We start from the raw sequence: 23,700 nt of genomic DNA, 5'->3' as shown, positions 1-23,700 counted from the left end.
GTGTAGATCTCTGGTCTCCGCAGACGTATCGGCCGGGGGCCCACCGTACGTGCCGGGTGAGCGGGGCCGGTCCCGGCAGCGCCGGCAGGGCGTCGGTGACGGTGACTCGGTGGACGGGCTCCCAGGCGGCGGTGTCCGTGCCGTACACCTCGCCCAGGGCCCTGACCACGGCGTCCGTCTCCGCCGGGCCGGGGCTGCCGAGTACGGACGTCGACACCAGCGCCCGGCCGTCGGTGGAGAAGCGGGGCTGGACGGCGGTGAGGACACAGGTGTTGAGGAACCTGCGCCGAGCGTCGACCACCAGCACCGGCTCGTCCAGCGGAGGGCGGTCGGCGGCGTGGTACAGCGTGGTGACGGTCCGTCCTTCGGGCACGCCCAGCCCTGGCAGCAGTTCGCCGGCGATCCGCTGACCTGTGGCGACCACGACGGTCCGGGTGCGCACCTCGCGCCCGTCCGCGAGGACGACGCCGTCGGGGGTCAGCGCCGCGACGGCGGTGCCGGTCCGCAGCACGTCCTGCGGCAGGCGGGCCGCGAGCTGCGCGGGCACCGCGCCGATCCCGTCCGCCGGCAGGCACAACGTGCCGCGCAGCATGCTCCGCCACACCAGGTGGAAGAAGCGCGCCGAGGTCTCCAGGCCGTCCTCCAGGAAAACCCCGGAGAGGAACGGCCGGAAGAACGTCTCCACCAGCTGCGACGACACACCCGCGGCGGCCAGGGCGTCGCGCGTCGCACCGTCGGTGCCGCGCCGCAGTACGGACGCCGGCGCCAGCGCGTCCCGTGCCGACAGCGCGGTCAGCGCCGCCAGGTCACGCGCCGACGCGAGCCGCCCCGGCAGCAGGTCCCGGCTGTCCCGCGGCCGACGCGTCGGGTCCGTGAACCGGCGCGGACCCTGGTCGGTGTGCACGAGCACCCCCGGCGTGAACGGCCGCAGTCGCAGCGCCTTCAGGTCCATGCGCCGCTTCACCTGCGGGTACGAGGTGTTGAACACCTGGAAGCCGCGGTCCGCGGTGAAGCCGGCCACCCGGTCGGTGCGCATCCTGCCGCCGACCGTGTCGCCCGCCTCCAGGAGCAGCACCCGCAGGCCCGCGCCGCACAGGTCGCCCGCGCAGGCGAGGCCCGCGACACCCGCTCCGACGACCACCGCGTCGTACCGCGTCGCGTCCTTCGTCGTCTCCATGTCGTCCTCGTTCTCGTGGGTGCGGCGTGAGTGAGCCTGTGGGTCGTGGGGCGTTCGTCGCCCCGGCGGCGCGGTCATCGGTTTGGTCCACCCGGTTCTTCCGCCGCTGGACGCCTGGCGGATGCGAACGGCCCGGCTGCTTCGCTCGACCGCGCTTTCGGCGGTTCAGCGATTCTGCTGCCTGATGCTTTCGATGCGGAAACGATGCGATTTGTGGCCAGGAGTGCGCCGGACGGACGGTGAGGGGGCACGGGGCCGCTGAGGCCCCGGCGCCGCCGCCTCGGCGACGGCACACCTGGTGGACGCCCACGCCACCCTCCGGAGGAGGAAGCACCATGACCCCGCACCGGACGACCGGAGCCCCCGCTCCCGCCGCGCCCCCCGCCGCCGACGCCGCCTCGGCCACCGACGAGGCGATCGCCCTCGGTCTGGCCGACGGCGACGAGTACTGCCTGGCCGCCGCCTACCGGCGCTGGGGCCGCCTGGTGCAGACCCTGGCGGCCCGCGCCCTGGGTGACGCCCGGGAGGCGGAGGACGTCACCCAGCAGGTCTTCACCGCAGCCTGGCGCGGCCGGGCGAACTTCCGCCCCGAGCGCGGCACCCTGCCCGCCTGGCTCACCGGCATCACCCGGCGCAAGATCGCCGACGCCCTCAACGCCCGCACCCGCCGGACCGAGCTGGCGGCGACCCTCGGCGGCTCCCTGGAGCACGAGAGCCGGACCGACGAAGGGCCCGAGCGGATCCTCGACCGGATGGTCGTCACCGAGGAGTTGTCCCGGCTGCCCCGCCTCCAGCGCGACGTCCTGGAACTCGCCTACTTCGCCGACCTGACCCAGACCCAGATCGCCGACCGCACCGGCATGCCGCTCGGCACCGTCAAGAGCCACGCCCGCCGCGGCCTCCTGCGCATGCGGCACAGCCTCGAACTCGCCGGCGCCGGTCGCTGACCGGACACGGCCGGACGAGCCCGGCGCCGTCCGTCACGGTCCGGCCGCCGGGAGCGAACACCGCCCCCGGCCCCGTACCAAATGTCCCGGCCCATCCGGACGGCCGACCGCTCCGAACACCCGGCAGCCGGCGCGACCCGGACACCCGCGCCCACCGCACCGCACCGCACCGCAATACACCACACCGCGCACCACGCGCACCAGGGGATGGGGAAAGATGAACAGACGCAGCATCGCCGTGGTGGGAGCCGGAGTGGCGGGTCTCACCGCCGCCCACCTGCTCTCCCGCGCTCACGACGTGGTCCTCTACGAGTCCGACGACCGGCTCGGCGGCCACGCGCACACCCACGAGGTGCCCGCCGCCGAGGGCGGCACGCTCCGCGTCGACACCGGCTTCATCGTCCACAACGAGCGCACCTACCCCCAACTCCTGCGCCTCTTCCGCTCCTTGGGCGTCGACACGCAAGACGCCGAGATGAGCATGTCCGTCCGCTGCGACGGCTGCGGGCTGGAGTACGCCGGAGCGCGCGGCCTCCAGGGCCTCCTCGGCGGCGGGAACGCCCGCCGCGGCCGGCACCTGCGGACGCTCGCCGCCGTACCCCGCTTCCACCGTGCCGCGCGCGGCGTGCTCGCCGCCGACGACATGACCCTGACCCTCGGCGACTTCCTCCGCGCCCACCGCTTCTCGCCCCACTTCGTCAGCCACTTCGCGATCCCGCTGGTCTCCGCCGTCTGGTCGTGCGCCGCCGACACCGCGCTGCGGTACCCCGCCGTGTACCTCTTCCGCTTCCTCGACCACCACGGACTCCTCTCCGTGACCGGTTCCCCGCAGTGGAAGACCGTCACCGGCGGGTCGGCGGCCTACGTCGAGCGCGTCGCCAAGTCGGTCTCCTCCGTGCGCACCGCCACCCCTGTCCGGGCCGTCGTCCGCGGCGACGGCCGCGCCACGGTCGTCACCGCGGACGGCGAGTCCACCGAGCACGCCGCCGTCGTGATCGCCGTCCACCCCGACCAGGCCCTGCGGCTCCTCGCCGACCCCACCGAGCAGGAGCGGCGCGTCCTCGGCGCCTTCACCTACTCCCGCAACCCGACCGTCCTGCACCGCGACACGCGGCTCCTGCCGCGCTCGCCGCACGCCCGCGCCTCCTGGAACTACCTCCTGCCGTCCTGCACCGCCCGCCCCGGCGCCGTCCAGGTCAGCTACGACATGAACCGGCTCCAGCGCCTGGCCGCCACCGAGCCGCACATCGTCACCCTCAACCCCGGCGACCACGTCGACCCGACGACCGTCCTGGCCCGCATGGTGTACGAACACCCCGTCTACACCCCGGAGTCCGTGGCCGCCCAGCGCCTCCTGCCGACCCTGCGCACCGGTGTCACCGCGTACGCCGGCGCCTACCACGGCTGGGGGTTCCACGAGGACGGCTGCCGCTCGGGCGTCGAGGCGGCCCGCCACCTGGGGGTGACGTGGTGACACCCCCCACCGACACCCCCGTCCCTACCGACACCCCCGTCCCCACCGACACCCCCGTCCCCGCCGACACCCCCTCCCTGGCCGCCCCGCCGCCGGTCCCCTCCCTGTACGAGACCGAGATCGCCCACACCCGCGTCACACCGCTCCGCCACGCGCTGCGCCACCGCACGTACCTGTGGCTGATCGACATAGACCATCCGCCGGTCCTGCCACGGCCCCTGCGTCCCCTCGCCCGCTTCCACCCCGCCGACCACTTCGACGGCACCGCCCCCACGCTCCGCGCCGGCCTCGACGCCTGCCTCGCCGCGCACGGCGTACGGGCGGACGGCCGCGTCCTCATGCTCGGCCACGCGCGCGTGCTGGGACACGTCTTCAACCCGCTCACCCTGTACTGGTGCCACGACCGCGCCGGCCGGCCCGTCTGCGTCGTCGCCGAGGTGCACAACACGTACGGCGGGCGCCACACCTACCTGCTGCGCCCCGACGCGCGCGGGCGCGCCGAGACGCCCAAGGACTTCTACGTGTCCCCGTTCCTCGACGTCGAAGGCGCGTACCGGATGCGGGTGCCGCTCCCCGGCGACCGCCTCGACCTCACCGTCCAGCTCCGCCACACCGACGGCAGCCGCCCCCTGACCGCGACCGTGCGCGGCACCCGCCGGCCCGCGCACCCCCGCGGCCTGCTCGCGGCGGCGCTCCGCCACCCGTGGTCCACCGCCGCCGTGTCCCTCGGCATCCGCCGCCACGGCGTCCACCTCTACCTCAAGGGCCTCCGCGTCCGGCCCCGCACCGCCCCCACCCCGCAGGAAGGCACCCCGTGACCCTCTCGACCCCGCCGTCCGCCGTCCGCCCCGGCCCCGGTCCCGGCCGCGTCCCGGTCGACGCCGACCGCTGGCCCGACGTCGCCCGGGCGCCGCGCGCCTCCGCCGCCCGCACCGCCGTGGCCCGGCTGCTCGTGCGGCGCGCCTTCGCCCGGCTGCCCCTGCGGATACGGACGGGCACCGGCGCCGCGCCCCTCGCACCCCTCGCGTCCGCGCCGGCCGGCGGCATCGCCTCCGTACCGACCCTCACCCTGCACGACCCGGACGCGTTCCACCGGCGCATCGGCGCCGACGGGCTCATCGGCTTCGGGGAGTCGTACATGGCCGGCGAATGGGACGCCGACGACCTGGTCGGCGTCCTCACCGTACTCGCCCGGCACGTCGACGACCTCGTGCCCGCGCCGCTGCACCGCTTCCGGGGCGCCTGGGTCCGCCGCAGACCGCCGGCGGACCTCAACACCCCCGACGGGTCCCGCGAGAACATCCGCCGCCACTACGACCTGTCCAACGAGCTCTTCGCCCTCTTCCTGGACCCCGGGCTCAGCTACTCCTCGGCCGTCTTCGACCCCCTCCCCGACGACCGGCGGGTCCTGTCCGACGCCCTCTTCACCGAGGCCCAGCACCGCAAGATCGACCGGCTGCTCGACCTGGCGGAGACCGGACCGGGCACCGAACTCCTGGAGATCGGCACCGGCTGGGGCGAGCTCGCGATCCGTGCCGCCGCTCGCGGCGCCCGCGTCCGCACCGTCACCCTCTCCGCGGAGCAGCTCGCCCTGGCCCGCCGCCGCGTCGCCGACGCCGGTCTCGCCGACCGCGTCACCGTCGAACTCCTCGACTACCGGCACGTGCGGGGCAGGTACGACGCCGTGGTGAGCGTCGAGATGATCGAGGCGGTCGGCGCCGAGTTCTGGCCCGACTACTTCACCGCGCTCCGCCGCCTCCTCGCCCCCGGAGGCCGCGTCGCCCTGCAGGCCATCACCATGCCGCACGAGCGGATGCTCGCCACCGCCCGCACCCACACCTGGATCAGCAAGTACGTCTTCCCCGGCGGCCTCATCCCCTCCCCGGAGGCCCTCGCGGCCGAGAGCGCCGCCGCCGGGCTGCGCATCACCCACGACACGGGCTACGGCGGCCACTACGCCGCGACCCTCCACCAGTGGCGCGCCCGCTTCCACCGCGCGGAGGCCGCCGTCGACGCGCTCGGCTTCGACGCCGTCTTCCGGCGCCTGTGGGACTTCTACCTCGCCTACTCCGAGGCCGGGTTCCGCGCCGGCTACCTGGACGTCCGCCAGCTCCGCCTCACGGCGGCCGACGACGAGTCGTCGGCAGCCGTGCCGGCTCCCCGCCACGAGGAGGCCTCGTGAGCGGCGTCGACACGGGGACCCTCGGCCTCGTCCTCGCCGCCTCGGCCGCCGCCGCCCTAGCCGTCATGCTGGTGACCTTCGCGATCGGCACCGTGCGGCGGCTGCACCGGCTCGTCGACGTCGCCTGGGGCGTCGCGTTCGCGGCCGTCGCCGTCGTGTCCTGGCTGCTCGCGGCCGGGCACGGCGACGACGTCCGCCGAACCGCCGTCGCGCTCGCCACCGTCGTCTGGGGGCTGCGACTGGCCGTGCACATCGCCCGGCGCGGGCGTGGCCACGGGGAGGACCCCCGGTACGCGCGGATGCTCGCGCGCGGTCGCGGCCACCCCACCCTCTATGCCCTGCGGAAGGTCTACCTCCTCCAGGGCGCCCTGGTCTGGGTCGTCTCCCTGCCCGTGCAGGTCGCGGTGCTGCTGCCCGGGCCGCCGGGGGCCACCGTCTTCATCGGGCTCGGCCTGTGGGCGGCGGGTCTCGCCTTCGAGGCGGTGGGGGACCACCAGCTCGCCCGTTTCAAGGCGGACCCGGCCAACCGGGGCCGCGTGATGGACCGGGGCCTGTGGAGCTGGACCCGCCACCCCAACTACTTCGGCGACTTCCTCGTCTGGTGGGGCCTCTACCTGACGGCTTGCGCGACCTGGCAGACCGCGCTGCTCACCCTCGTCTCCCCGCTCGTGATGAGCGGTCTCCTGATCTGGGGCAGCGGCAAACGGCTCCTGGAGGCCCACATGGCGGACCGGCCGGGGTACGCCGCCTACCGCTCCCGCACCAGCGGCTTCGTCCCCCTGCCGCCCAGGACGCCGCGGTCCGGCGCCGCGGACCGTCCCCGGCCCTGAAGGACCGCACGGCTCAGGGCCCGCCGCGCTCCGCCGCCTCCGTCTCCTCGGCCTGCTCCCCGTACAGCCGGCAGACGGCGGCGAGTGCCTCGCGCAGGCCGGCGGGGCGCACCATGCCCGGGCCGGGCGTACGGCCGAGCCAGCCGGGGCCCGCGAGGAGGACCAGGGCGGCGGTGCGCGCGCCTCGTACCCCGAACGCCGTCCCGGCCACGTGCCGGGCCAGCGCGTGGTTCGCGGTGGAGCGGGCCTGGGACCACAGGACGACGGCGGCCGGGCCGGAGCGCCGCACCGCCGCGTCCAGGGCGTCGGCCGGGACGGCCGCGCCGAACATCCGCGTCGGCAGGGAACGTTCGGCCAGCCCGGCGGCGAGCGCCTCCAGCGGCAGGGTGTGCTGCTCCGACGGGACGCACGCCAGCAGCACCGGCGGGGCGGGGAACGCGGGCGCGGGCCCCGTGACGGCGGCCCGCCGCAGCGCGGTGGAGATGTGCCAGGAGAGCAGGTGTTCCACCTCGACGTAACGGTCGCCGGAGGACTCCCACTTGCGGCCCACGGCGTGCAGGGTCGGAGCCATGATCTCCTCCCAGGCGGTCACGAGCCCGTGGTCCGCGAGCGCCGCCCGCAGCAGCGCCTCCATGGCCGGCCCGTCGAGGCGTACGGCGGCACGGGCGAGCCCGCGGCACTCCTGCCGTACGTCGCCCAGCGGCAGACCACCTCCGCCGGCGCGACCCCGCGCCGCCACCGGCTCCGCCGCCGCGTCGGCGTCCGCCGGACGCCGTGCCACCGGTTCCGCCGCCGCGCCGGAGTGCCCCGGAGGGCGCGCCACCGGCGCCGCCGCTTCCGCGCCGGGCGTCGCCGCTGCGTCGTCCTCCATCGCCGCCCGCACCTCACGGGCGGCCCGCGCCGCCTCGGCCGGCGGGACGCCCGACGCCGTCAGGCGGCACATCTCCTCCAGCATCGCGACATCGGCGGGGCTCCACCGCCGGTGCCGGCCGTCCCCGCGGACGGCGGGACCGATCCCGTACCGCCGTTCCCAGGACCGCACGGTGGTGGGGGAGACCCCCAGTCGGCGGGCCACGGCGCCCGTGGTGATCCCGTGCAGGGTGTCGTGCAGGCTGTCGTGCATGGTCACCGCCGTACGATGCGAAAGCGATGCGAGGCGGGCGGCGCCGTCACGGGCGCCACGCCTGGGCGGCCGACGGCAGGCGGGTGACCACACCGTCGGCCAGCCCCTCGAACTCCCCGCGCAGGAAGGGCGCGGCCAGCCGGGCAAGGCCCTTGAACCTCAGCGACGCCGCGTAGGTCAGCCGCGTGGACGTGCCCTCTTCGGCGAACCGGAGGTCGTCCCGCGCGGTCACCGTCCGGTTCTCCCCGACGAACACGAGCCGCGCGGGCTCCCGCACGACGAGCTCGTACCGCAGTTCGGTCGTACGGCCCCGGAAGCGCGACGTGTTCCGCCACCGCGCGCCCTGCCGCACCGGCCCGTCGTCGAGCCGCACGCAGCGGACGGTGCCGGGATCCCATTCCTCGGTCCGGGCGAAGTCCTCCAGATAGGCCACGACCTCGGGCAAAGGACGGCGCACCACCATCACCCGTTCCACGCTCACCACCGCAACGGCCCTCCTCCCGCTGTCCGCCGGGACGCGCGACGGCCCCGGTCGTCAGGGATTCCGGCCGCCGGGCCCGACCGGATGCACCGACGGCGGCGAAGCGGCGACCGGCCCACCGACCGGCCGAGGGCCCGGACCGTGCAGAGCCTGGGGCGGGTCAGGAACCGCGGACGGGCAGTCGGGCACCGAAGCGCACGTGCAGGCCGGCGGAGTACAGGACGCTCACGGGCGGCGCGGACCGGGCGACCGGCAGGCCGCCGGTGGCGGCCGCGACCAGTTCGTCGTCGAGCGAGAGCAACGCCGCCTCGCACAGGCGCCAGGGGTCGTGCCACAGGGGCCAGAAGTAGGTGCCACCCCGTTCGGGCGCGTGCAGCCCCCACCGAGCCGTCAGGAAGTCGTCCAGCGCGTCCGGGTCCCTCCGTCCCCCGGCCACGTCGGCCCAGACGCGCGAGCGCGGGCCCCCGGGACACCGGCGGCGGACGGTGTACAGCATCCGGTCGTCGAAGCGGAGCCGCCGTGCCGAGGCCCAGTGGTAGGGCAGACGGTACGCGGCCCGCGCCGCGAGCACCGGCAGCAGACGCGGACAGTCGAGACTGAGGAACACCACTCCGCGCCGCCCGTGACCGTCGACGCTGTAGAGCCGCACGTTGATCTCGGGGAACCGCCCGAGGACGGGGAGCGCGGGCCCTCGGGCGAAGGCGAGCTCCCGCATCTCGAAGAACACCAGCCCGACGAAGGTGCGCCCGTCGAACGTGTCGGGGCGGGTGCCCGGCGGGAAGAAGCCGGCCACGGCGCCGGGGGAGACGGCCCAGTGCACGAAGAGCAGATCGTGCCATTCCTGCCGGAAGGACAGGCCGGGGAGGGGGCGGGGCGCCGTGCGGGACACCGGCTCCGGGACCTCGGCCGACGGCGTCCGGTGCGCTCCGCGACCGCTCTCGGGCGCGCGGTCCGGGAGCGGGAACCTCAGCGGCTCATCGGGGAGTTCGGCTGCCTTCGGCCTGCCTGCGGGGCAGTGCGGGGAATGTCGGACCATCCGGACGTTGCGCATGGAACCCTCCTCGGTCGGTCCCGAACCTCTCCCACCGTCCGGCATCGCCCGTGTCGACACAAGTCGCATCGTTCGTGCACCGCTGGAGCCGTGAGCGAGGCGCCGCGGCGGCGCAGGCGGCGCCGGCAGTCCCATATCGATGCATCATCGACGCGCCTCGCGCGCGCGGCTCCCCGGCGAGACGGTGGAGACCCGGCGGCGTCCGGCCGCTGCGACCCGAGGGAGCGATCATGAGCGTGCCGTTCGTACCTCCTGAGGAGACCCCGCCCGCCGAGGGCTCCATCTCCTCGGCCCACCCCGAACGCGCCGACGGCGGTCCGTGGGAGCATCCGACGATCTGGGTCTCCGTCATCCTGCTCGGCGCCGTCCTCGGCGGACTCTTCTTCCTGTTCCGCGTCTTCGGCCTATGATCCCGCCCGCCGAGGCGGCCTCCGATCCCCTCTGCCGAGGCGGCCTCCGATCCCGTCCACCGGGTCACGTCCCGGTGGACGCGGAACCCCTCACCCGCGGACCGGGACCACCGAACCCATGGTCCGGGCCAGCCGCCGGGCCATCCAGTCCGGGCCCCTGCGCCGCACCTCGGACGTCCACCCCGGAAGACCGGGCGCCCCCTCCGCCAGCAGCTCCCGCAGCGCCTCTCCGGCCGCGCGCGGAGTCAGCCGCGACGGGTCGAGGCAGAGCCCGAGGCCGGCCTTCTCCGCGTCGTGAGCGATGCAGAACTGGTCGCTGGAGAACGGCAGGACCAGCGCGGGCGTCCCCGAGACGACGCACTCCGTGAAGGAGTTGTTCCCGCCGTGGTGGACCATCGCGTCCGCCCGCGCCAGCAGCCACCGCTGCGGCACGACGTCCGCGACGTGCATGTCCGGCCCCGCCAGAGGAGAGAGGGCACCCACGCGGTCGCCCGCGGCCACCACCACCGCGGCGTCGGGGACATGGGACCTGATCCCGCGCACGACGGCGGTTAGCACGTCGTCGCGGGCCGAGAGGAAGGTGCCGAGGGCGACGAGCACCAGCCGGCGGCGGACCGTCCGGAGGCGGCCCACCACCTCCTCCCACGCACCGCCGGGACTCGGCTCCTTCGGCGGCGAGCAGTGTCCTCCGTAGAAGAACTCCGCTGTTACCCGGGGATGTTCCGGCAGCCACGGGAACGGCGGGTAGGCGAACGCGACCGCGTGGGGCGATGCCAGCGCGAAGGCGCGTCCGGGAGCCGGGGCGGTCGGCGCGTGAGCGCGCGCGACCTCGGCGAACCGCGCGGTGAACGCCTCCTCGGCGGCCTCCGCCGCGCGCCGCAGCTCGGCCAGCTCTCCCGCGTCGGGGCGGACCGCACGAGGCCACGTGCGGGGCACGCCGAAGAGGGCCTCGGGCCCGTGCGGCACATAGGTCGGGTGTCCGGGGCAGTACGTGGCGTACGGCAGGCCGAGGCAGTGCAGCGCCAGCGTCACCGGGTAGCTGAGCTGGTCGACCACGTACCAGTCGGGCGACAGACGGGCGTGCAGTTCCCGCAGCCCCGCGAGAACGGCCGACGGGTCCCCCAGCAGGTCCTCGCCGCGGTGCCGCGCCTGGGTGAGCAGGGCCGCGACGGCCCCGCGCCGGGTGGAGGCGAGGAACTCCTCCAGCCGCTCCGCCTCCCGGGCCTCCTGTCGGGTGGCCCGGGCGATGCCGGTGTTCGCGTTCCGCGTGACGGTCAGCGGTACGAACCGCACCCCCGCCGCCTGCGCGAGCGGGGCGAAGGACGGCGCGGTCGCCAGGTGCACCTCGCAGCCCGCCCGGGCGAGCGCCCCCGCCAGCACGGACAGGGGCTGGGCGTGCGAGAGGAAGGGAGGACTGACGACCACGACGCGCTGTCGGCGGGTTCCGGTGGCACCGGGACGCGAGTGCTTCATGCCCGCGTTTCCCCCGCCCGCGTTCCGGCGGATGCGCGCGTGCACGGCGCGGGGACCGCCTCGGCGCGGGCGGGGATCGCTTGGGCGGGCGCGGGGACCGCTCGGGCTGGCGTCCGGAGACCGAGGGGCGCTGGCCGCCACGACGCCGGGCCCGTACGGCCGCCGGCACCCGCAGGTCCGTGCATCCACGCCCCCGACCCCCGGCGAACAACTCCTCGCCGCCCGTCGTCGAGGAGTTCCGATGAAACGCCCCGATCCCGCTGTGACCGTCGCCCCCGCCCGCCGGGACCCGGCTCCAGGAGGGCCCGATCCGTTCGCGGCGGCCAGGGCCGCCTACTGGAAGCCCGAGGCCCGGCCCTCGCCGGGGCGCCACGCCGCCGCCCCGGACCTCTTCGGCGAACTCGTCCGGGCCGAGTACCGCCCTGATGACGCACCGACAGGCGGGCCCGGCGCCGCGACCGCCGGGGATCTCGTCCTGGCCGGGCTGCGCCGCCGCGTTCGGGCGGGCGGCACACCGTCCCCCGAGACGTGCGTGCGGCTCCTCGCCGACGGCGACCACACCCGGGCGGCCGTCTTCGACGCATGGCCGGAGTCCGTCCGGCGCCACGGGACGGAGCGCGCCACGGCCGCCGTGCGGCGCGGCCTGCACGGCACCTGCGGCCCGCACCTCGTCGCGCCCTTGCTCGACCTCGCCGCGGCGGAGTCCCTTGTCCCCCTCGCACGGCGCGAACTGCTCCGGCTGGCCAACGCGCCCGAACGGGCGATACGGCACGCGGCGTGGCGTCTTCTCGCCGCGTACGACGGCTCCGTCCCCCTGCGTGTCTCCGGCGCCACTCCCGGACCCCGTCCCGCGGACGCCTACGAGCGTCTGCTCCACGAGGCCCTGCGGACGCCCGGACCGCCCGCCGCACCGGAGGGGAGCGCCGAGCTCCGCCCCGGGACGCTCGTCGCCCAGTCCATGCTCCTGGGGCACCTGGAGCGGCCCGGGGAAGGGCTCAGCGGCGGCCTCGGCGTCCTGCTGGGAGCCCTGGGCGACGCGCTCGCGCGGACCGGCGGCGTCGCGGGCGTCCTCACCCTCGTCACCGCCTGCGTCCCCGAACTGGAGGCCGACCCGGTCCTGCTGCGCCGGCGGGGCCCGCGGCACTGGGTGCTGCGGCTCCCCGTCGACAGCCCGCGCCCCGTACGGCCCGACGAACTGGGACGGCACCGCGAGGCGCTGGCCTGGTGGGCGACCCGGCTCCTCGGCTCGCTGGGCAGACCCGTCGACGTCCTCCACGTCCGCTACGCCGACGACGGCTCGCTCGCCCTCGCCGAGGCGGCCCGCCGGGCGGGCGCGGCCCTGGTCTTCACCGCCGCCCCAGACCCGCACCGCCAGATGACGGAGCGGCATGCCGCGCCCGGCACCGACGCCGACGCCCTCCGGTACGACCTGCACCGGGTGTTCGTCGCGGACCGGCTGGTCGACCGGGCCGACCGCGTCGTGGGCATCGCGGGTCCCGGGGGAGGAGCGGGCGAACTGCTCCACCACTTCCCGCAGCTGGCCGGCGGGGCCGGCACAGCTCCCGACGCGCCGCCGGAGGGCATCCCGCCGTACCGGGCTCCCGCGGACGGGGGCCGGCGGGTCGACTCCCTGCTCGCGGCCGTCCGTGCCCGCCTCGGCGCCACGGCCGGACCGGGCAGGCCGGACCCGCCCGCGGTGCTGCTCACCGTCGGGCGGCTGCACCCCGTCAAACAGCAGGACGTCCTCGTCCGTGCCTGGGTGGAGTCGGGGGCCTTCCGGGAGTCGGTCCTGGTCTGCGTCGGCGGCAGCCCGTCGGGCGCCGATCGCGTCGAACGCGCGATGCGCGCACGCATGGAGCGGGCCGCCGCCGGCGTCCCCGGGGCGGCGGAACGCCTGCTCCTCCTGCCCGCCCTCGCCAACGCCGATGTCCGCACGCTGGAGCGGCGACTGGCCGACCCCGCGAACGGGTTCCGCGCCCGGTACGTGTGCCCGAGCGCCAAGGAGGAGTTCGGGCTGGCCGTGCTCGAAGCCATGGAGGCAGGGCTCCTCGTCGCCGCGCCCCTGCGCGGCGGCGTCCCGCACTACCTGGACGACGGCCGCAACGGGCTGCTGATCGACACCTCCAGCACCCGGACGCTCGGCGAGGGCCTGCGCAGACTGCTCCGGGTCGACGACGGCGCGGCGGTCGCGATGGGGCGCGGCGCACAGGGCCTCGTCCGCTCCACCTACTCCTCGGACGCCATGGCGAGGGCACTGGCCCGCCACTACACGGCCGTCGCGCCCCGCACCCGTACGAGCCGGAGGCCCGCGGCACCCTCGCGGGCAGGAACCGTCCGCCGGCCCGTCGCACCGGAGGGGAGGAGCCGTACCGCGGGGGAGGACACGAGTCCTCCGGTGCCCGACGGCCCGTCGGCGGTGGGCAGCACCGCACGCGGTGCGTGCCCCCGGACCGCGTCGTCGCGGGGGTGACCCCCGCGACGGTCGCGCCGCCGAAGCCGGCACGGGAGCACCCCGTCCGGGCCCGGGGTGCTCCTGCGGACGGGGACGTGGACGCGGATACCGCGGCGAGGCCGGTCAGGCGGGGGGCTGGAGCTCCTCGTGCCGGGGGATCTCGGCGGGCACCGCCGAACGCCACGCGCCCGCACCGCAGTTCGGCGGGAAGGCCGGGAAGAGGTGCCCGGCCATGTCGATGCGCCACGTGTGCGCGGCGGCGCAGTCGCAGACGTACTCGCCGGCCTCGGGCGTGTACGTGCCGGGCAGGTAGCGGGCGGGTGCGGTCATGGTGTTCTCCTCGCTCGGTCGACGGGGCGTCGCGACGTCCTTCGCCGGCCCGTCCGGCGGCGGATGCGCGCCCGCGGCGCCGTTCACCTGGACGGCCCTGCCCGCCGACGGGGCGGGGAAGACGGACCGTCCTCGCGGTCACGGCGGCGCGTTGCCGCGCAGGCGCTCCCGTTCCCGCTCCTGCTCCAGGAGGGCGGGCAGGTCGCGCAGCCGGTCCAGACCCCGCACCGCCCGGGTCATGCGGGCGTTGCGGTCGAGCCGGTCCCGGTGCCGGTGGAGGAAGGTCCAGTAGCCGGCGGTGAACGGGCAGGCGTCCTCGCCGACCCGCCGGTCCGGACGGTAGCGGCAGGGACCGCACAGGTCGCTCATGCGGTCGATGTAGGCGCCGCCGGAGGTGTACGGCTTCGTCGTCATCCTGCCGCCGTCGGCGTACTGGGACATGCCCACCACGTTGGGCAGCATCACCCAGTCGTACCCGTCGACGAAGCAGCGGTGGAACCAGTCCGTCACGGCCGCGGGGTCCCAGCCGCGCTGGAGGGCGTGACCTCCGAGGACCATGAGACGCGGGATGTGGTGGGTCCAGCCCGTGTCGCGGACCTGGCGCAGCACCGTCGCCAGGCACCGGGCCGACACGGCGTCCGCGTCGAGCTCTTCCCACCAGCGGGGCAGGGCACCGGTGTGGCCGAGCACGTTCGACGTCCTGTACTCCTCGCCGAAGTGCCAGTAGAGGTGCCAGACGTATTCGCGCCAGCCGGCGATCTGGCGGACGAACCCCTCCACCGAGTTGAGCGGTGCCTCGCCCGCCCGCCAGACGGCCTCCGCCCCTTCCACGCACTCGGCCGGATCGAGCAGTCCGAGATTCAGGGACGAGGACAGCAGGCTGTGGCTCATGGTGCCGTCTCCGGCGAGCATGGCGTCCTCGTGCGCGCCGAACCCGGCGAGCCGGTGGTGCAGAAAGCGCCGCAGCGCGGCCAGGGCCTCCCGGCGGTCGGCAGGGAACGCCCGGGGACCGTCGCGGCCGACGAAGGAGGCGTCCCCGTCCCTCTCCCAGCGGTCCAGGTCGCGCCGGACCTCGTCGTCGACGGAGTCCTCCCGCGGGCGGTACGGCGCGGGCGCGTCGAGCGACGACGCTCCGCGCGGCGGAGGCCGGCGGTTCTCGTGGTCGAGGTTCCACGTGCCGCCCGCCGGCTCGCCGCCGTCCATGAGGAGGTCGTGGTCGCGGCGGACGTGCCGGTAGAAGGCCTCCATGCGGAGCGTGCGCTGTCCGCCCGCCCATTCGGCGAAGGCGTCGGGGCCGACCAGGAACCCGCGCGGCGGCAGCACGGTGACGTTGTCGAGCGAACGCACGAGGCGCAGGGCCGCCCGCGAGGTCGGGTGGTGCACCGTCACCCGCCCGCGGCCGACGGCGCGCCGGAGCCCTTCCCCGTAGGTGTCCGCCCGCACGTACGTGACCCGGTCGCCGAGCTCGGCGGCGCGGTGCCGCATCGCCGAGAGGATCAGGTGGGCCTTGGCGCGGTGGAATCGGCGGCGCCGGAAGACGGCCCGCGATTCGATCATGACGACGGGTGCGTCACGGGCGGGGCCGCCGTCACCCGGCCGGAGGAAGGCGGGCCCGAGCTGATCGCCGAAGAGCCAGTGCGTGTCCGTCATGCCGCATCCGTTCCCGCGCGGTGCTCCACGGCACCGCCCGTACTCCGTCCGTACCCGTTCGCACGTTTTCGCCCCGCGGCCGCCCGCCGGATGCGGCGGTCGACGGAACGGACCAGCGCCCGTCCCTCGCGGGTCCGCCCGGCGGGGGACAACAGCCTGCGCCGCGCATCCGGACCGGGACGTGCCGAGAAGAACGTGACGAAAGGTCACAAAAGGTGCATCACGAGGCGTCCGTCCGCGACCCGCCCGCCAGGGCGGAGAGCGGTGGACACGGGAAGCGAGGGGAACGCGGTGAGACTCAAGGACGAATTGCCCGTCGACCACCATCTGGCCACGGTGTACCGCTGGGGCGCGGCCCTCTGCGGAGTCATCCTGCTCGTGTTCGGCTGCCTCGGTTTCGCCGACGCGCTCAGCCCCTTCGACACCTCTGGTGACCGGATCGCGGGCATGACCACCAACACTGCCCTGAGCGTGATCTCGGTCGTCGTCGGCTTCGTCCTGCTGGCGGGCGCCGCCGTGGGCGGGAACGCCGCCTCGACTCTGAACCTGACCGTCGGTGGCTCTTTCCTGATCAGCGGGTTCTACCACCTGTTCGTGCTGGACCGGCCGGCCAACTTCCTGGACTTCGGCATGACCAACGTGATGTTCAGTTTCGTCATGGGGCTGCTGATCCTCACGTTCGGGATGTACGGGCGGGTCTCCAGCAAGCTGCCCCACGACAACCCGTACTGGCGCCGGCGCCACCCGCGCGAGGCCGCCGCGGAGTCTCTGGCCCGGCGCCGGGCCGCCGTCCTGGCGCGGGACGAGCGGGCCGTGCCGCCGTCGCTTCCCGGCACGTCCTCGCCGGCGCTGCCGGAAGGTCCGCCGCGGTGACCGGCGGCCGTCGGGAGGGGGCCCGGCTCCGCGACGACGGCGCGGGGTTCTCCGGAGCGCGGGTGCTGATCGTGGGGGCGACAGGGGAGATCGGGGGCCTGGCGGCGCGGTCGCTGCACCGGCGGGGAGCGTCGGTGGCCCTGGCCGGCCGGGACGCCGGGCGCCTCACCGAGCGGTCACGGCAGGCGGGCGCGTGCCCCCGCCGCGTCTTCGACGCCTATGACCTCGACGGCTGCGAGGGGCTGGCGGCGTGGGCGGCGGGCTCCCTCGGAGGGCTGGACCGCGTCGTCGTCGCCGTCGGCGTGGCCGGCTTCGGGCGTGCGGAGGACGTCGGAGAAGCCGCCGCCGAGCACCTGATGACCGTGAACGCCCTCGCGCCCATGGCCGCCGTCCGGGGCGCCCTTCCCCTGCTCGCGGCCGGCGGGGTGGTCGCGGTCGTGACCGGCGCGGTGGTCGACGCGCCGCCGCGCGGCATGGCCGACTACGCGGCCGCCAAGGCGGCGCTCGCCACCTGGCTGGAGGTGGTGGGCCGGGAGCAGCGGGCCCGGGGCGTTCGCGTCCTCGACGTACGGATGCCCCACCTGGACGGTGGTTTCGCCGCCCGGGCCGTGACCGGGAGCGCGCCCGCGCTGCCTCCCGGCGCCGACCCGGTGGCGTCCGTCGAGCGCCTCCTGGTCGCTCCCCTCGCCGGCGCGCCGGGCAGCCGGTGATCACCGTCCGCGGGGGCGCGGACGGTCAGCGGCCGGTCGGCCAGGGGCTGTCGGCGCCGGCGGCGGCGGGGTGTTCGGTGCGGGCGGGGCAGCAGCCGATGGGGCAGAGGTCGTGGGAGGGTCCGAGGGCGCCCAGGGCGCAGCGCTCCGTGCGCGTGCCGCGTTCGGTGGCGGCGCGTTCCAGGAGCAGGTCGCGGACGGCGGCGGCGAAGCGGGGGTCGGCGCCGACGGTGGCCGAGCGGCGGACCGGCAGGCCCAGCTCGGCGGCCTTGGCGGTGGCCTCGGTGTCGAGGTCGTAGAGGACCTCCATGTGGTCGGAGACGAAGCCGATCGGCACCATGACGGCGGCGGGGGCGCCGGCCGCGCTCAGTTCCTCCAGGTGGTCGCAGATGTCCGGCTCCAGCCAGGGGATGTGCGGGGCGCCGCTGCGGGACTGGTAGACGAGCTTCCAGGGGTGGTCGGTGCCGGTGCGCTCGCGCACCGCGGCGGCGATGAGGCGGGCGACGTCGAGGTGCTGTTTGACGTAGGCGCCGCCGGGGCCGTGGTCGGGGAGGGGTCCGGAGGTGTCGGCGGCGGAGTCCGGGATGGAGTGGGTGGTGAAGGCGAGGTGGGCGCCGGAGCGGACGGAGTCGTCGAGGTCGGCGAGGGAGGCGAGGACGCCGTCCACCATGGGCTCCACGAAGCCGGGGTGGTTGAAGTAGTGGCGGAGTTTGTCGACGCGGGGCAGCGGCAGGCCCTCGGCCTCCAGGGCGGCGAGCGCGTCGGCGAGGTTCTCGCGGTACTGGCGGCAGCCGGAGTAGGAGGCGTAGGCGCTGGTGGTGAGGACGGCGATGTGGCGGCGTCCGTCGCGGACCATCTCGCGGAGGGTGTCGGTGAGGTAGGGGGCCCAGTTGCGGTTGCCCCAGTAGACCGGCAGGCCCAGGCCGGCCTCGGCGAAGTCGGCCCGCAGCGCGTCGAGCAGGGCCCTGTTCTGGCCGTTGATCGGGCTCACGCCGCCGAAGAGGAAGTAGTGCTGCCCCACCTCCTTGAGCCGCTCCCTGGGGATGCCGCGGCCGCGCGTCACGTTCTCCAGGAACGGGACGACGTCGTCCGGGCCCTCGGGACCGCCGAAGGAGAGCAGCAGCAGGGCGTCGTACGGGGCGGGATCGTGCTGATCGGACATGGGGCGCATCCTCGTGGTGGTGCGGACGGATCAGTTCCGTACTTCCGCCCCCGGCGCGTTCGGGATGCGCTTCGCCCCCAATGGGTCGGGTGACCGACCGCACGCGCGTCCGGTGTCCCACCGTGCATCCGGCGGCACGCTCGGTACCGAAGCCCTGGCACCCGACACCTTCGAGGAGCCTTCAGCATGGGTCGACTTCCCCTCACGGCGGCGCGCGCCTCCGCCGTCCTGCTCGCGGCCGGCCTCGCCGCCGCGGCACTGACACCCGCCGCCTCCGCCGGCCAGGCCGGGCCGGTCCCCGCCGTCCGTTCCGTGGACCTCGCCCGGTACGGCGGCACCTGGTACCAGCTGGCGGCGGTTCCGCAGCTGTTCGAGATCCAGTGCGCCAAGAACGTGAAGGCCGTGTACGGCCCCACCGCGCGGGGCACCGTCGCGGTGACGAACAGCTGCGCGACCTGGCTCGGCACCACGAGCAGGATCTCCGGCGAGGCCCTTCCTCTCGACGCCACCGGGGCCCGCCTCAACGTCTCCTTCCTTCCGTGGAAGGGGGGTTACCGCCACGGGACCGAGGCCAACTACATCGTGGCCGGTCTCGGCCCGGCGTACGAGTGGGCGCTGGTGACCGACGAGGACCGCACCTCCGGTTTCGTGCTCTCCCGCACCGCACGGCTCGACCAGACCCGCACGGCGGACGTCCTCGACGCGATCCGGCGCGCCGGGCTCGACCCGGCGGACTTCCGCACGACCCGTCAGGACGGCGGAGACCCCGGCTGGCGTCTGGCCCCCTGAGAGCCGTCGGGGCCCCCCGCGGGCGGCGGCCCGCCCGCCCGGGGGCGGGGGCCCCGCGGCCGCGCCGCCGGCCCGCCCCCCGCCCCCCCCCCCGACCCGGTCTCGGACCTCGGCCCCGGCCGGCGGGCCGGAGCCGCCTCAGTCCTCGGCGGCGGTGACACGCTCCGTCCGTCCCCACAACTGGTAGGGGCGGAGTCGCTGCGTGCGGTCGAGATGCGGAACGGCCACGGCGCGACGGAACTCCGAGATCTCTCCCGGCAGACGGTCGGTCGCGGGGCGGCGGGGCTGCTCGTGGGGGAGGGGCGGGGGCGTCATGCCCCGCTGCAGACGGAAGCCGAGGACGAACCCGGCCAGGAGCACGGTGACGACGATCAGTCCGATGAGGGTGTGCATGGTGACCTCCGGGGAGGGAACGGACCATCACTCCCTCTACGCCGTCCCGGCGGCCCGCGGATGCACACGGCCCCGCCTCACCACCCGACCGGCCGAACCCGGCGGGCGCCCAGGCCCCCAGGACCCCACGCCCGCTGCCGCGCCGTCACCGCGCCACCTCCACCGCGGTCACGACCAGGTTGTTCTGGTACCCGCCCTGGTCCCGGACGTACGGACCGGCGCAGGTGACCAGCGTGAGGACGGGCGCTCCGTCGCGCCGGAACACGCCGGAGCCCGCCAGGGCGTCCTTGGCGACCGTGCGCCGGGCCGTGACGCGATAGGAGACCGCGGTTCCGTCCCGCCTGCCCACGACCACGCGATCGCCCTCGCGGACGTCGGCGAGGGCGGCGAGCACGCCGAGACCGCGGCCGGTGGCGTCGACGTGACCGACGAGCACCGAGGACCCGGCCGGCGCGCCGGGAGCGGGGGAGAAGCGGTACCAGCCCACCCGGCCGGGGTCCTCGGGCACCTCGACCTGTCCGTCCTCGGCCACGCCGACCCGGTAGACCGGAGCGCTGAGCCGGAGCCGCGGGACGGAGACGTCCGCGGGCTCGGCGGGAACGCCCCGGCGCGGCGACCCGGCCGGACCGTCCGCCGGCGGGGACGCGGCCGGCGGGGACGCCGCCGGCGGTGACTCCGTCCGCGTCGGGACGCTGCCGAAGTCGGGCGCCGCGCCGGGGTCGTCCCGCGCCAGGAGGACCCCGATCCGGACGACCAGCAGCACGCCGACGAGCGCCGAGGTCAGGGCGAGGAGCCGTACGAGCCGTGGGGCGGGCCCGGCCATGGGGGAGCACCTCTCGATCGCGGGATGACAGCAGGCCGCGGCCCCCTGCGCCAGGAGGCCGCGACCGGTCGGATGCCGGACGTCACCGGCATGTGCCGCGTGTCAGCCGGCGTCGGTGCGCCGCCGGACGAGCGCGACGGACGCGGCGAGGGCGACCAGGGCGGCCAGCGAGAGCGCGCCGATCTGCGCGGCCTCGTTGTGGGCGGCAGCCTGTCCGGTCTCACCGGCCGGCACGCCCGACGGCGCGGAGTGCATGCCGTCGATCGTCTGCGTCTTCAGCGCGAGGTTCTTGTCGGCCGCGCTGCCCCAGGCGTAGACGATGGTGTTGGCGCCCTCGGCCAGGTCCAGGTCGGCCGGGCCGATGGCCACCGTGTCGGTCCCGGCGAGCACCACATCCGCGGAGACGCTGCCGGCCGCCACCTCGCCCTTCTTCTCGCCGGGGTTCGTGAGCCCCTCGAACACGACCTTGCCGTCGGCCCGGACGTCGACGGCGGGTGCGGCGGCGACGTGCCGGACGGTCAGGCGCGCCTTGCCGGCCGGGACCTTGGAGGTGTCGTTGACGAACGCGTCGAGAGCGGGCTTGCCGTCGGCCGTCAGGTGGGCCACGAGGGTCGCGTTCGCGCCCGCGGGGACGCTGACGGTCTTCTCGACGGCGGGCGTGCCGGAGGGCCCCTCGCCGTCCTTGAAGATCTTGATGTCGTACGAGCCCGCCTTCAGTTTCAGCGGGTCGGTGAGGGTCCCCGGGGCGAAGTCGGGCAGGAGCTCCTTGTCGCCGGCGAAGACGTCCACGGTGAGTCCGGGTACCGCGTGCAGCACGGTGACGGTCGCCTCGTCCTCCCCGGCCTGAACCGCGGCCCACGCGGGCGCGCCGGCGGTCAGGGTCAGCGCGGCGGCGGTGCACAGAGCGAGGGAGGCACCGGTGGTACGAGAAGTCATGGCAGGTTCCTTGTCTCGTGGTCGGTAAAGCCTTGACCGTGTCTTGGTGGCTTTTCGGTCCGCGCCCGCGAATCGGTTTCACCTGAGGCCCGTCCTTTTCTTCCCGCAGTCGCATGTTCGCCCATTCCGCCCAAATCATCTCTTTTCGCATCCGGTGGTGAACGGACCCGCGAATACCCCGGTGTGACGCCGACCGGTCCCGAACGGTCGCGCCGCGTGTCCCGGCGGGGCCGAAGCGTCTCGTCCCCGCCGACCGCACTCACCGGAAGGTCACTCGATGATCATCAAGAAGCTTCACGACACCGGAGTCCGCAGTGAGCACGCGTATCTGGCGGCCGTCGGTTCGATCGGACTGTCGCTCGCCACGTGGCTGACCTCCAGCAAGCGCGAGAACCTGGAGCGGGCCGACCGCTGGGGGATCTTCGTGGGCGAGTGGGCGCCCACGTTCTTCGCCCTCGGGCTCGCCCTGGCGAACTACGAGCGCGACGAGACCGGGCATCCCGGCCTCTGACCCCCGACGCGTGACGACGGCGCCGTGCGCCCCGGCCGAGAACCGGGGCGCACGGCGCCGTCGCCGCTCGGCCGCTCACCCCCGCGCGAACCCCCGCCCGGCCCCCGCCGGTTGGCGCCCGGCAGGACGTCGTGATCCGCTTGGCCCCGTGGGCACCTCTCCGCTGCCGCCTCGTCCCGAGGGACCCGTTACGGCGGTCAGCATCGCGACCCCTCTCCTTTCCCCGGACCGATCCGGAGACGACCGGTGTCCGACACCCCGCCCTCCCCCGCGTGCGCCCACTGCGGGGCACGCGACGACGAGCCGCCGCACGACGACGTCCTGCGCGGTTCCTTCGAAGCCGTCTTCACCCACTGGTACCCCCAGGTCCTGCGCTGGGCCCGACGCCGCTGCGTCGACCTCCACGACGCGGAGGACGTCGCCCAGCACGTGTTCACGGAGGTCTGGCTGCACTCCCACCGGTACTGCCCCCGCCGCGGAAGCCTGGGACCGTGGCTGTACGGCATCACCGCCCACAAGGCGGCCGACGCGTCGGCCGCCGCGGTCCGCCGCCACGAAGGCGCGCGCGACCTGCGGCGGCTCCCGGCCCCGGAGACCACCGACACCTGTGCCCGGGCGGTCGAACGCCTGGGACTCGCCCCCCACTTGGCGGGCCTGTCACCCGACCGCCGCGAAATCCTCTTCCTCGCCTACTACCTCGGCCTCACCCAGCCCGAGATCGCCCGGCGCCTCGGTCTGCCGATCGGCACCGTCAAGAGCCACACCCGGAGGGCCCTGAAGTCGCTGGCCCCCGCCGTCACCGACCGCGCATGACCCCGCAGCGGGTCACGCTACACGCGGCCCTGACGCAGCGACGGCCCGGCCGACCGCGCGCGTGCGCACGCCGGGCCGCCCCAAGGAGGGGTGGGCGTGAGCCACCCTTTTCCTCATCCCTGGGCGGAAGCGGGCGCCGGCGGTGGTCAGGGCAGCCGTGTCACGCCTACTGCTCGCCCCCGGAATTCCTCAGGACCTCGATGACGGCGGCGTAGCTCGCGGAGCCGTGGCCTGCCGCCTTCGCCCGCTCCATGGTGGACTTGAGCAGTTCGGGCAGGGCGTTGTCGACGCCACGGGACGACGCCGCGTGGAGCAGGTGGTCGATGGCCGCGATCTGCACGTCGAGGGTGGCGTCGTCGCCCGGGTAGTGGCCGGCGTCGACCTGGGGCGCGTAGGTGGTGAGGAAGCCGGCGACGGCGGTCAGCCAGCGGAGCGCGACGGGGGTGAAGGCCGTCGCTGGCGTCTTCTCGGCGCCGACCAGCGCGGTGCCGTGCAGCCAGCCGGTCATGGTGGACCACATCAGGCCGAGCAGGGCGGCGTCGTAGAGGGAGGCCAGGCCCGGTTCCGTCCCCAGGAACAGGGGGTCGCCCAGGGATTCCAAGGTCGTGCGATGGGCGTCGAAGGCGTCCCGGGAACCGCTGTAGAGAAACATCATCTCGGGGCTGCCGACGCCCGGCGGGGTGGTCATGATCGCACCGTCGAGGTAGTCGGCGCCGTGCGCCCGGGCCCACGAGGCGGCCTCGTCGGCCTGCTCGGGAGAGCCGGAGGTGAGGTTGACGAGAACCTTGCCCTGGAGGGACCCGGCGACGGGGTCGAGGACGGTGTGCAGCGCGTCGTAGTCCAGGACGCACGCGATGATCACGGGGCTCGCCGCGACCGCCTCCGTGGGTGTCGCGGCCGGCCGGGCGCCCCGCTCCGCCAGGGCGTCGGCCTTCTGGGCCGAGCGGTTCCAGACGGAGGTTGCGTGGCCCCGCTCCAGCAGGACGGAGGCCAGCGCCGAGCCCATCGAGCCCAGGCCGATGACGGTCACTGACGACTGATCAGCATGCATGTCAGATCCTTCTGTTGGTCCGCGCGCGGCGGTCGTTCACGTGACGACCAAGATCGCAG

Annotated in this window: 24 protein-coding genes; 12 read left to right on the top strand and 12 right to left on the bottom strand. The window is 75.3% G+C overall.

The features are described 5' to 3' along the window. On the bottom strand, nucleotides 1-1,177 hold a 1,177-nt coding region (locus ACFVQZ_RS18490; RefSeq protein WP_383623859.1), incomplete at its 3' end, for an NAD(P)/FAD-dependent oxidoreductase. A gap of 335 nt (nucleotides 1,178-1,512) precedes the next feature. On the opposite strand from ACFVQZ_RS18490, the gene ACFVQZ_RS18485 reads away from it, so the two are divergent. From ACFVQZ_RS18485 to ACFVQZ_RS18465, 5 genes are all read left to right on the top strand, one after another. Then, nucleotides 1,513-2,124: a sigma-70 family RNA polymerase sigma factor gene (locus ACFVQZ_RS18485; protein WP_030497713.1), complete on the top strand. Its 612-nt coding sequence runs from the start codon at nucleotides 1,513-1,515 to the stop codon at nucleotides 2,122-2,124. A gap of 217 nt (nucleotides 2,125-2,341) precedes the next feature. Beyond that, complete coding sequence (locus tag ACFVQZ_RS18480; protein ID WP_383623856.1) at nucleotides 2,342-3,598, top strand: NAD(P)/FAD-dependent oxidoreductase; 1,257 nt, start codon at nucleotides 2,342-2,344, stop codon at nucleotides 3,596-3,598. 77 nt (nucleotides 3,599-3,675) lie between these two features. Next, complete coding sequence (locus ACFVQZ_RS18475) at nucleotides 3,676-4,416, top strand: DUF1365 domain-containing protein (RefSeq protein ID WP_030497715.1); 741 nt, start codon at nucleotides 3,676-3,678, stop codon at nucleotides 4,414-4,416. Next, complete coding sequence (locus tag ACFVQZ_RS18470) at nucleotides 4,413-5,780, top strand: class I SAM-dependent methyltransferase (protein ID WP_383623853.1); 1,368 nt, start codon at nucleotides 4,413-4,415, stop codon at nucleotides 5,778-5,780. The genes ACFVQZ_RS18475 and ACFVQZ_RS18470 overlap by 4 nt, the downstream gene beginning before the upstream one ends. Continuing rightward, complete coding sequence (locus ACFVQZ_RS18465; protein ID WP_383623850.1) at nucleotides 5,777-6,610, top strand: DUF1295 domain-containing protein; 834 nt, start codon at nucleotides 5,777-5,779, stop codon at nucleotides 6,608-6,610. The genes ACFVQZ_RS18470 and ACFVQZ_RS18465 overlap by 4 nt, the downstream gene beginning before the upstream one ends. A gap of 13 nt (nucleotides 6,611-6,623) precedes the next feature. On the opposite strand, the gene ACFVQZ_RS18460 is transcribed toward ACFVQZ_RS18465, so the two are convergent. The 3 genes from ACFVQZ_RS18460 to ACFVQZ_RS18450 all read right to left on the bottom strand — a co-directional run bounded on the left by ACFVQZ_RS18460 (nucleotide 6,624) and on the right by ACFVQZ_RS18450 (nucleotide 9,103). Next, nucleotides 6,624-7,733, bottom strand: a complete 1,110-nt coding sequence (locus ACFVQZ_RS18460; protein WP_383623893.1) for a MerR family transcriptional regulator — start codon at nucleotides 7,731-7,733, stop codon at nucleotides 6,624-6,626. A gap of 46 nt (nucleotides 7,734-7,779) precedes the next feature. Next, nucleotides 7,780-8,217 carry an SRPBCC family protein gene (locus tag ACFVQZ_RS18455; RefSeq protein WP_030497719.1) on the bottom strand — a complete coding sequence of 146 codons (438 nt, stop codon included), beginning with the start codon at nucleotides 8,215-8,217 and terminating at the stop codon, nucleotides 7,780-7,782. A 157-nt stretch (nucleotides 8,218-8,374) separates the two neighbouring features. Continuing rightward, nucleotides 8,375-9,103 carry a YqjF family protein gene (locus ACFVQZ_RS18450; RefSeq protein WP_383623847.1) on the bottom strand — a complete coding sequence of 243 codons (729 nt, stop codon included), beginning with the start codon at nucleotides 9,101-9,103 and terminating at the stop codon, nucleotides 8,375-8,377. Nucleotides 9,104-9,495: 392 nt separating this feature from the next. Here ACFVQZ_RS18450 and ACFVQZ_RS18445 point away from each other — a divergent pair, with 392 nt between their 5' ends. Then, the gene (locus tag ACFVQZ_RS18445) at nucleotides 9,496-9,675 is read left to right on the top strand and encodes a DUF6480 family protein (RefSeq protein ID WP_030497721.1); all 180 of its coding nucleotides are present in this window, start codon (nucleotides 9,496-9,498) and stop codon (nucleotides 9,673-9,675) included. A gap of 90 nt (nucleotides 9,676-9,765) precedes the next feature. On the opposite strand, the gene ACFVQZ_RS18440 is transcribed toward ACFVQZ_RS18445, so the two are convergent. After that, complete coding sequence (locus tag ACFVQZ_RS18440; protein WP_383623843.1) at nucleotides 9,766-11,148, bottom strand: glycosyltransferase; 1,383 nt, start codon at nucleotides 11,146-11,148, stop codon at nucleotides 9,766-9,768. 241 nt (nucleotides 11,149-11,389) lie between these two features. Here ACFVQZ_RS18440 and ACFVQZ_RS18435 point away from each other — a divergent pair, with 241 nt between their 5' ends. Continuing rightward, on the top strand, nucleotides 11,390-13,618 hold the full coding sequence (locus tag ACFVQZ_RS18435) for a glycosyltransferase family 4 protein (protein WP_383623841.1): 2,229 nt from the start codon (nucleotides 11,390-11,392) through the stop codon (nucleotides 13,616-13,618). Nucleotides 13,619-13,723: 105 nt separating this feature from the next. Here ACFVQZ_RS18435 and ACFVQZ_RS18430 read toward each other — a convergent pair whose 3' ends face one another. Together ACFVQZ_RS18430 and ACFVQZ_RS18425 are read right to left on the bottom strand one after the other, a co-directional pair. Beyond that, the gene (locus ACFVQZ_RS18430; RefSeq protein WP_036416349.1) at nucleotides 13,724-13,930 is read right to left on the bottom strand and encodes a hypothetical protein; all 207 of its coding nucleotides are present in this window, start codon (nucleotides 13,928-13,930) and stop codon (nucleotides 13,724-13,726) included. A 138-nt stretch (nucleotides 13,931-14,068) separates the two neighbouring features. Continuing rightward, entirely contained in the window at nucleotides 14,069-15,580 is a 1,512-nt protein-coding gene (locus tag ACFVQZ_RS18425) for a cryptochrome/photolyase family protein (protein ID WP_383623836.1), read from the bottom strand. Between the two features lie 291 nt (nucleotides 15,581-15,871). On the opposite strand from ACFVQZ_RS18425, the gene ACFVQZ_RS18420 reads away from it, so the two are divergent. Both ACFVQZ_RS18420 and ACFVQZ_RS18415 read left to right on the top strand, forming a co-directional pair. Then, entirely contained in the window at nucleotides 15,872-16,453 is a 582-nt protein-coding gene (locus tag ACFVQZ_RS18420; RefSeq protein WP_383623834.1) for a DUF4383 domain-containing protein, read from the top strand. Continuing rightward, a complete protein-coding gene (locus tag ACFVQZ_RS18415; RefSeq protein ID WP_383623831.1) occupies nucleotides 16,450-17,163 on the top strand; it encodes an SDR family NAD(P)-dependent oxidoreductase in 714 nt (237 codons plus the stop codon). The genes ACFVQZ_RS18420 and ACFVQZ_RS18415 overlap by 4 nt, the downstream gene beginning before the upstream one ends. 25 nt (nucleotides 17,164-17,188) lie before the next feature. Here ACFVQZ_RS18415 and ACFVQZ_RS18410 read toward each other — a convergent pair whose 3' ends face one another. After that, nucleotides 17,189-18,325 carry a ferrochelatase gene (locus ACFVQZ_RS18410; protein WP_383623828.1) on the bottom strand — a complete coding sequence of 379 codons (1,137 nt, stop codon included), beginning with the start codon at nucleotides 18,323-18,325 and terminating at the stop codon, nucleotides 17,189-17,191. 186 nt (nucleotides 18,326-18,511) lie between these two features. Between ACFVQZ_RS18410 and ACFVQZ_RS18405 the strand changes: the two genes are divergently transcribed. Further along, nucleotides 18,512-19,114, top strand: a complete 603-nt coding sequence (locus tag ACFVQZ_RS18405; RefSeq protein WP_383623825.1) for a lipocalin family protein — start codon at nucleotides 18,512-18,514, stop codon at nucleotides 19,112-19,114. Between the two features lie 138 nt (nucleotides 19,115-19,252). On the opposite strand, the gene ACFVQZ_RS18400 is transcribed toward ACFVQZ_RS18405, so the two are convergent. The 3 genes from ACFVQZ_RS18400 to ACFVQZ_RS18390 all read right to left on the bottom strand — a co-directional run bounded on the left by ACFVQZ_RS18400 (nucleotide 19,253) and on the right by ACFVQZ_RS18390 (nucleotide 21,266). Next, entirely contained in the window at nucleotides 19,253-19,507 is a 255-nt protein-coding gene (locus ACFVQZ_RS18400; protein WP_051788076.1) for a DUF6479 family protein, read from the bottom strand. A gap of 145 nt (nucleotides 19,508-19,652) precedes the next feature. After that, on the bottom strand, nucleotides 19,653-20,330 hold the full coding sequence (locus ACFVQZ_RS18395; protein ID WP_383623821.1) for a class F sortase: 678 nt from the start codon (nucleotides 20,328-20,330) through the stop codon (nucleotides 19,653-19,655). A 102-nt stretch (nucleotides 20,331-20,432) separates the two neighbouring features. After that, complete coding sequence (locus ACFVQZ_RS18390; protein ID WP_030496392.1) at nucleotides 20,433-21,266, bottom strand: DUF4397 domain-containing protein; 834 nt, start codon at nucleotides 21,264-21,266, stop codon at nucleotides 20,433-20,435. 277 nt (nucleotides 21,267-21,543) lie between these two features. Between ACFVQZ_RS18390 and ACFVQZ_RS18385 the strand changes: the two genes are divergently transcribed. Together ACFVQZ_RS18385 and ACFVQZ_RS18380 are read left to right on the top strand one after the other, a co-directional pair. Continuing rightward, nucleotides 21,544-21,777: a hypothetical protein gene (locus ACFVQZ_RS18385; RefSeq protein WP_030496391.1), complete on the top strand. Its 234-nt coding sequence runs from the start codon at nucleotides 21,544-21,546 to the stop codon at nucleotides 21,775-21,777. Nucleotides 21,778-22,023: 246 nt separating this feature from the next. Next, nucleotides 22,024-22,590 carry an RNA polymerase sigma factor gene (locus ACFVQZ_RS18380; RefSeq protein WP_383623818.1) on the top strand — a complete coding sequence of 189 codons (567 nt, stop codon included), beginning with the start codon at nucleotides 22,024-22,026 and terminating at the stop codon, nucleotides 22,588-22,590. Nucleotides 22,591-22,756: 166 nt separating this feature from the next. Here ACFVQZ_RS18380 and ACFVQZ_RS18375 read toward each other — a convergent pair whose 3' ends face one another. Then, the gene (locus ACFVQZ_RS18375) at nucleotides 22,757-23,641 is read right to left on the bottom strand and encodes an NAD(P)-dependent oxidoreductase (RefSeq protein ID WP_383623815.1); all 885 of its coding nucleotides are present in this window, start codon (nucleotides 23,639-23,641) and stop codon (nucleotides 22,757-22,759) included. Nucleotides 23,642-23,700 lie beyond the last annotated feature (59 nt).

Source organism: Streptomyces sp. NPDC057854 (assembly GCF_042797055.1).
In the GTDB taxonomy this organism is placed as follows: Bacteria; Actinomycetota; Actinomycetes; order Streptomycetales; family Streptomycetaceae; genus Streptomyces.
Note: the sequence above shows the minus strand (reverse complement) of the source record. Positions and strands in the feature narration are given on the sequence as shown.

What these genes read in the sequence shown, in the direction of transcription:
- ACFVQZ_RS18485 (WP_030497713.1), top strand. Translation starts at nt 1,513, where the DNA reads ATGACCCCGCACCGGACGACCGGAGCCCCCGCTCCCGCCGCGCCCCCC.
- ACFVQZ_RS18480 (WP_383623856.1), top strand. Translation starts at nt 2,342, where the DNA reads ATGAACAGACGCAGCATCGCCGTGGTGGGAGCCGGAGTGGCGGGTCTC.
- ACFVQZ_RS18460 (WP_383623893.1), bottom strand. Translation starts at nt 7,733, where the DNA reads ATGCACGACAGCCTGCACGACACCCTGCACGGGATCACCACGGGCGCC.
- ACFVQZ_RS18445 (WP_030497721.1), top strand. Translation starts at nt 9,496, where the DNA reads ATGAGCGTGCCGTTCGTACCTCCTGAGGAGACCCCGCCCGCCGAGGGC.
- ACFVQZ_RS18440 (WP_383623843.1), bottom strand. Translation starts at nt 11,148, where the DNA reads ATGAAGCACTCGCGTCCCGGTGCCACCGGAACCCGCCGACAGCGCGTC.
- ACFVQZ_RS18435 (WP_383623841.1), top strand. Translation starts at nt 11,390, where the DNA reads ATGAAACGCCCCGATCCCGCTGTGACCGTCGCCCCCGCCCGCCGGGAC.
- ACFVQZ_RS18430 (WP_036416349.1), bottom strand. Translation starts at nt 13,930, where the DNA reads ATGACCGCACCCGCCCGCTACCTGCCCGGCACGTACACGCCCGAGGCC.
- ACFVQZ_RS18425 (WP_383623836.1), bottom strand. Translation starts at nt 15,580, where the DNA reads ATGACGGACACGCACTGGCTCTTCGGCGATCAGCTCGGGCCCGCCTTC.
- ACFVQZ_RS18410 (WP_383623828.1), bottom strand. Translation starts at nt 18,325, where the DNA reads ATGTCCGATCAGCACGATCCCGCCCCGTACGACGCCCTGCTGCTGCTC.
- ACFVQZ_RS18405 (WP_383623825.1), top strand. Translation starts at nt 18,512, where the DNA reads ATGGGTCGACTTCCCCTCACGGCGGCGCGCGCCTCCGCCGTCCTGCTC.
- ACFVQZ_RS18400 (WP_051788076.1), bottom strand. Translation starts at nt 19,507, where the DNA reads ATGCACACCCTCATCGGACTGATCGTCGTCACCGTGCTCCTGGCCGGG.
- ACFVQZ_RS18395 (WP_383623821.1), bottom strand. Translation starts at nt 20,330, where the DNA reads ATGGCCGGGCCCGCCCCACGGCTCGTACGGCTCCTCGCCCTGACCTCG.
- ACFVQZ_RS18390 (WP_030496392.1), bottom strand. Translation starts at nt 21,266, where the DNA reads ATGACTTCTCGTACCACCGGTGCCTCCCTCGCTCTGTGCACCGCCGCC.
- ACFVQZ_RS18385 (WP_030496391.1), top strand. Translation starts at nt 21,544, where the DNA reads ATGATCATCAAGAAGCTTCACGACACCGGAGTCCGCAGTGAGCACGCG.
- ACFVQZ_RS18375 (WP_383623815.1), bottom strand. Translation starts at nt 23,641, where the DNA reads ATGCATGCTGATCAGTCGTCAGTGACCGTCATCGGCCTGGGCTCGATG.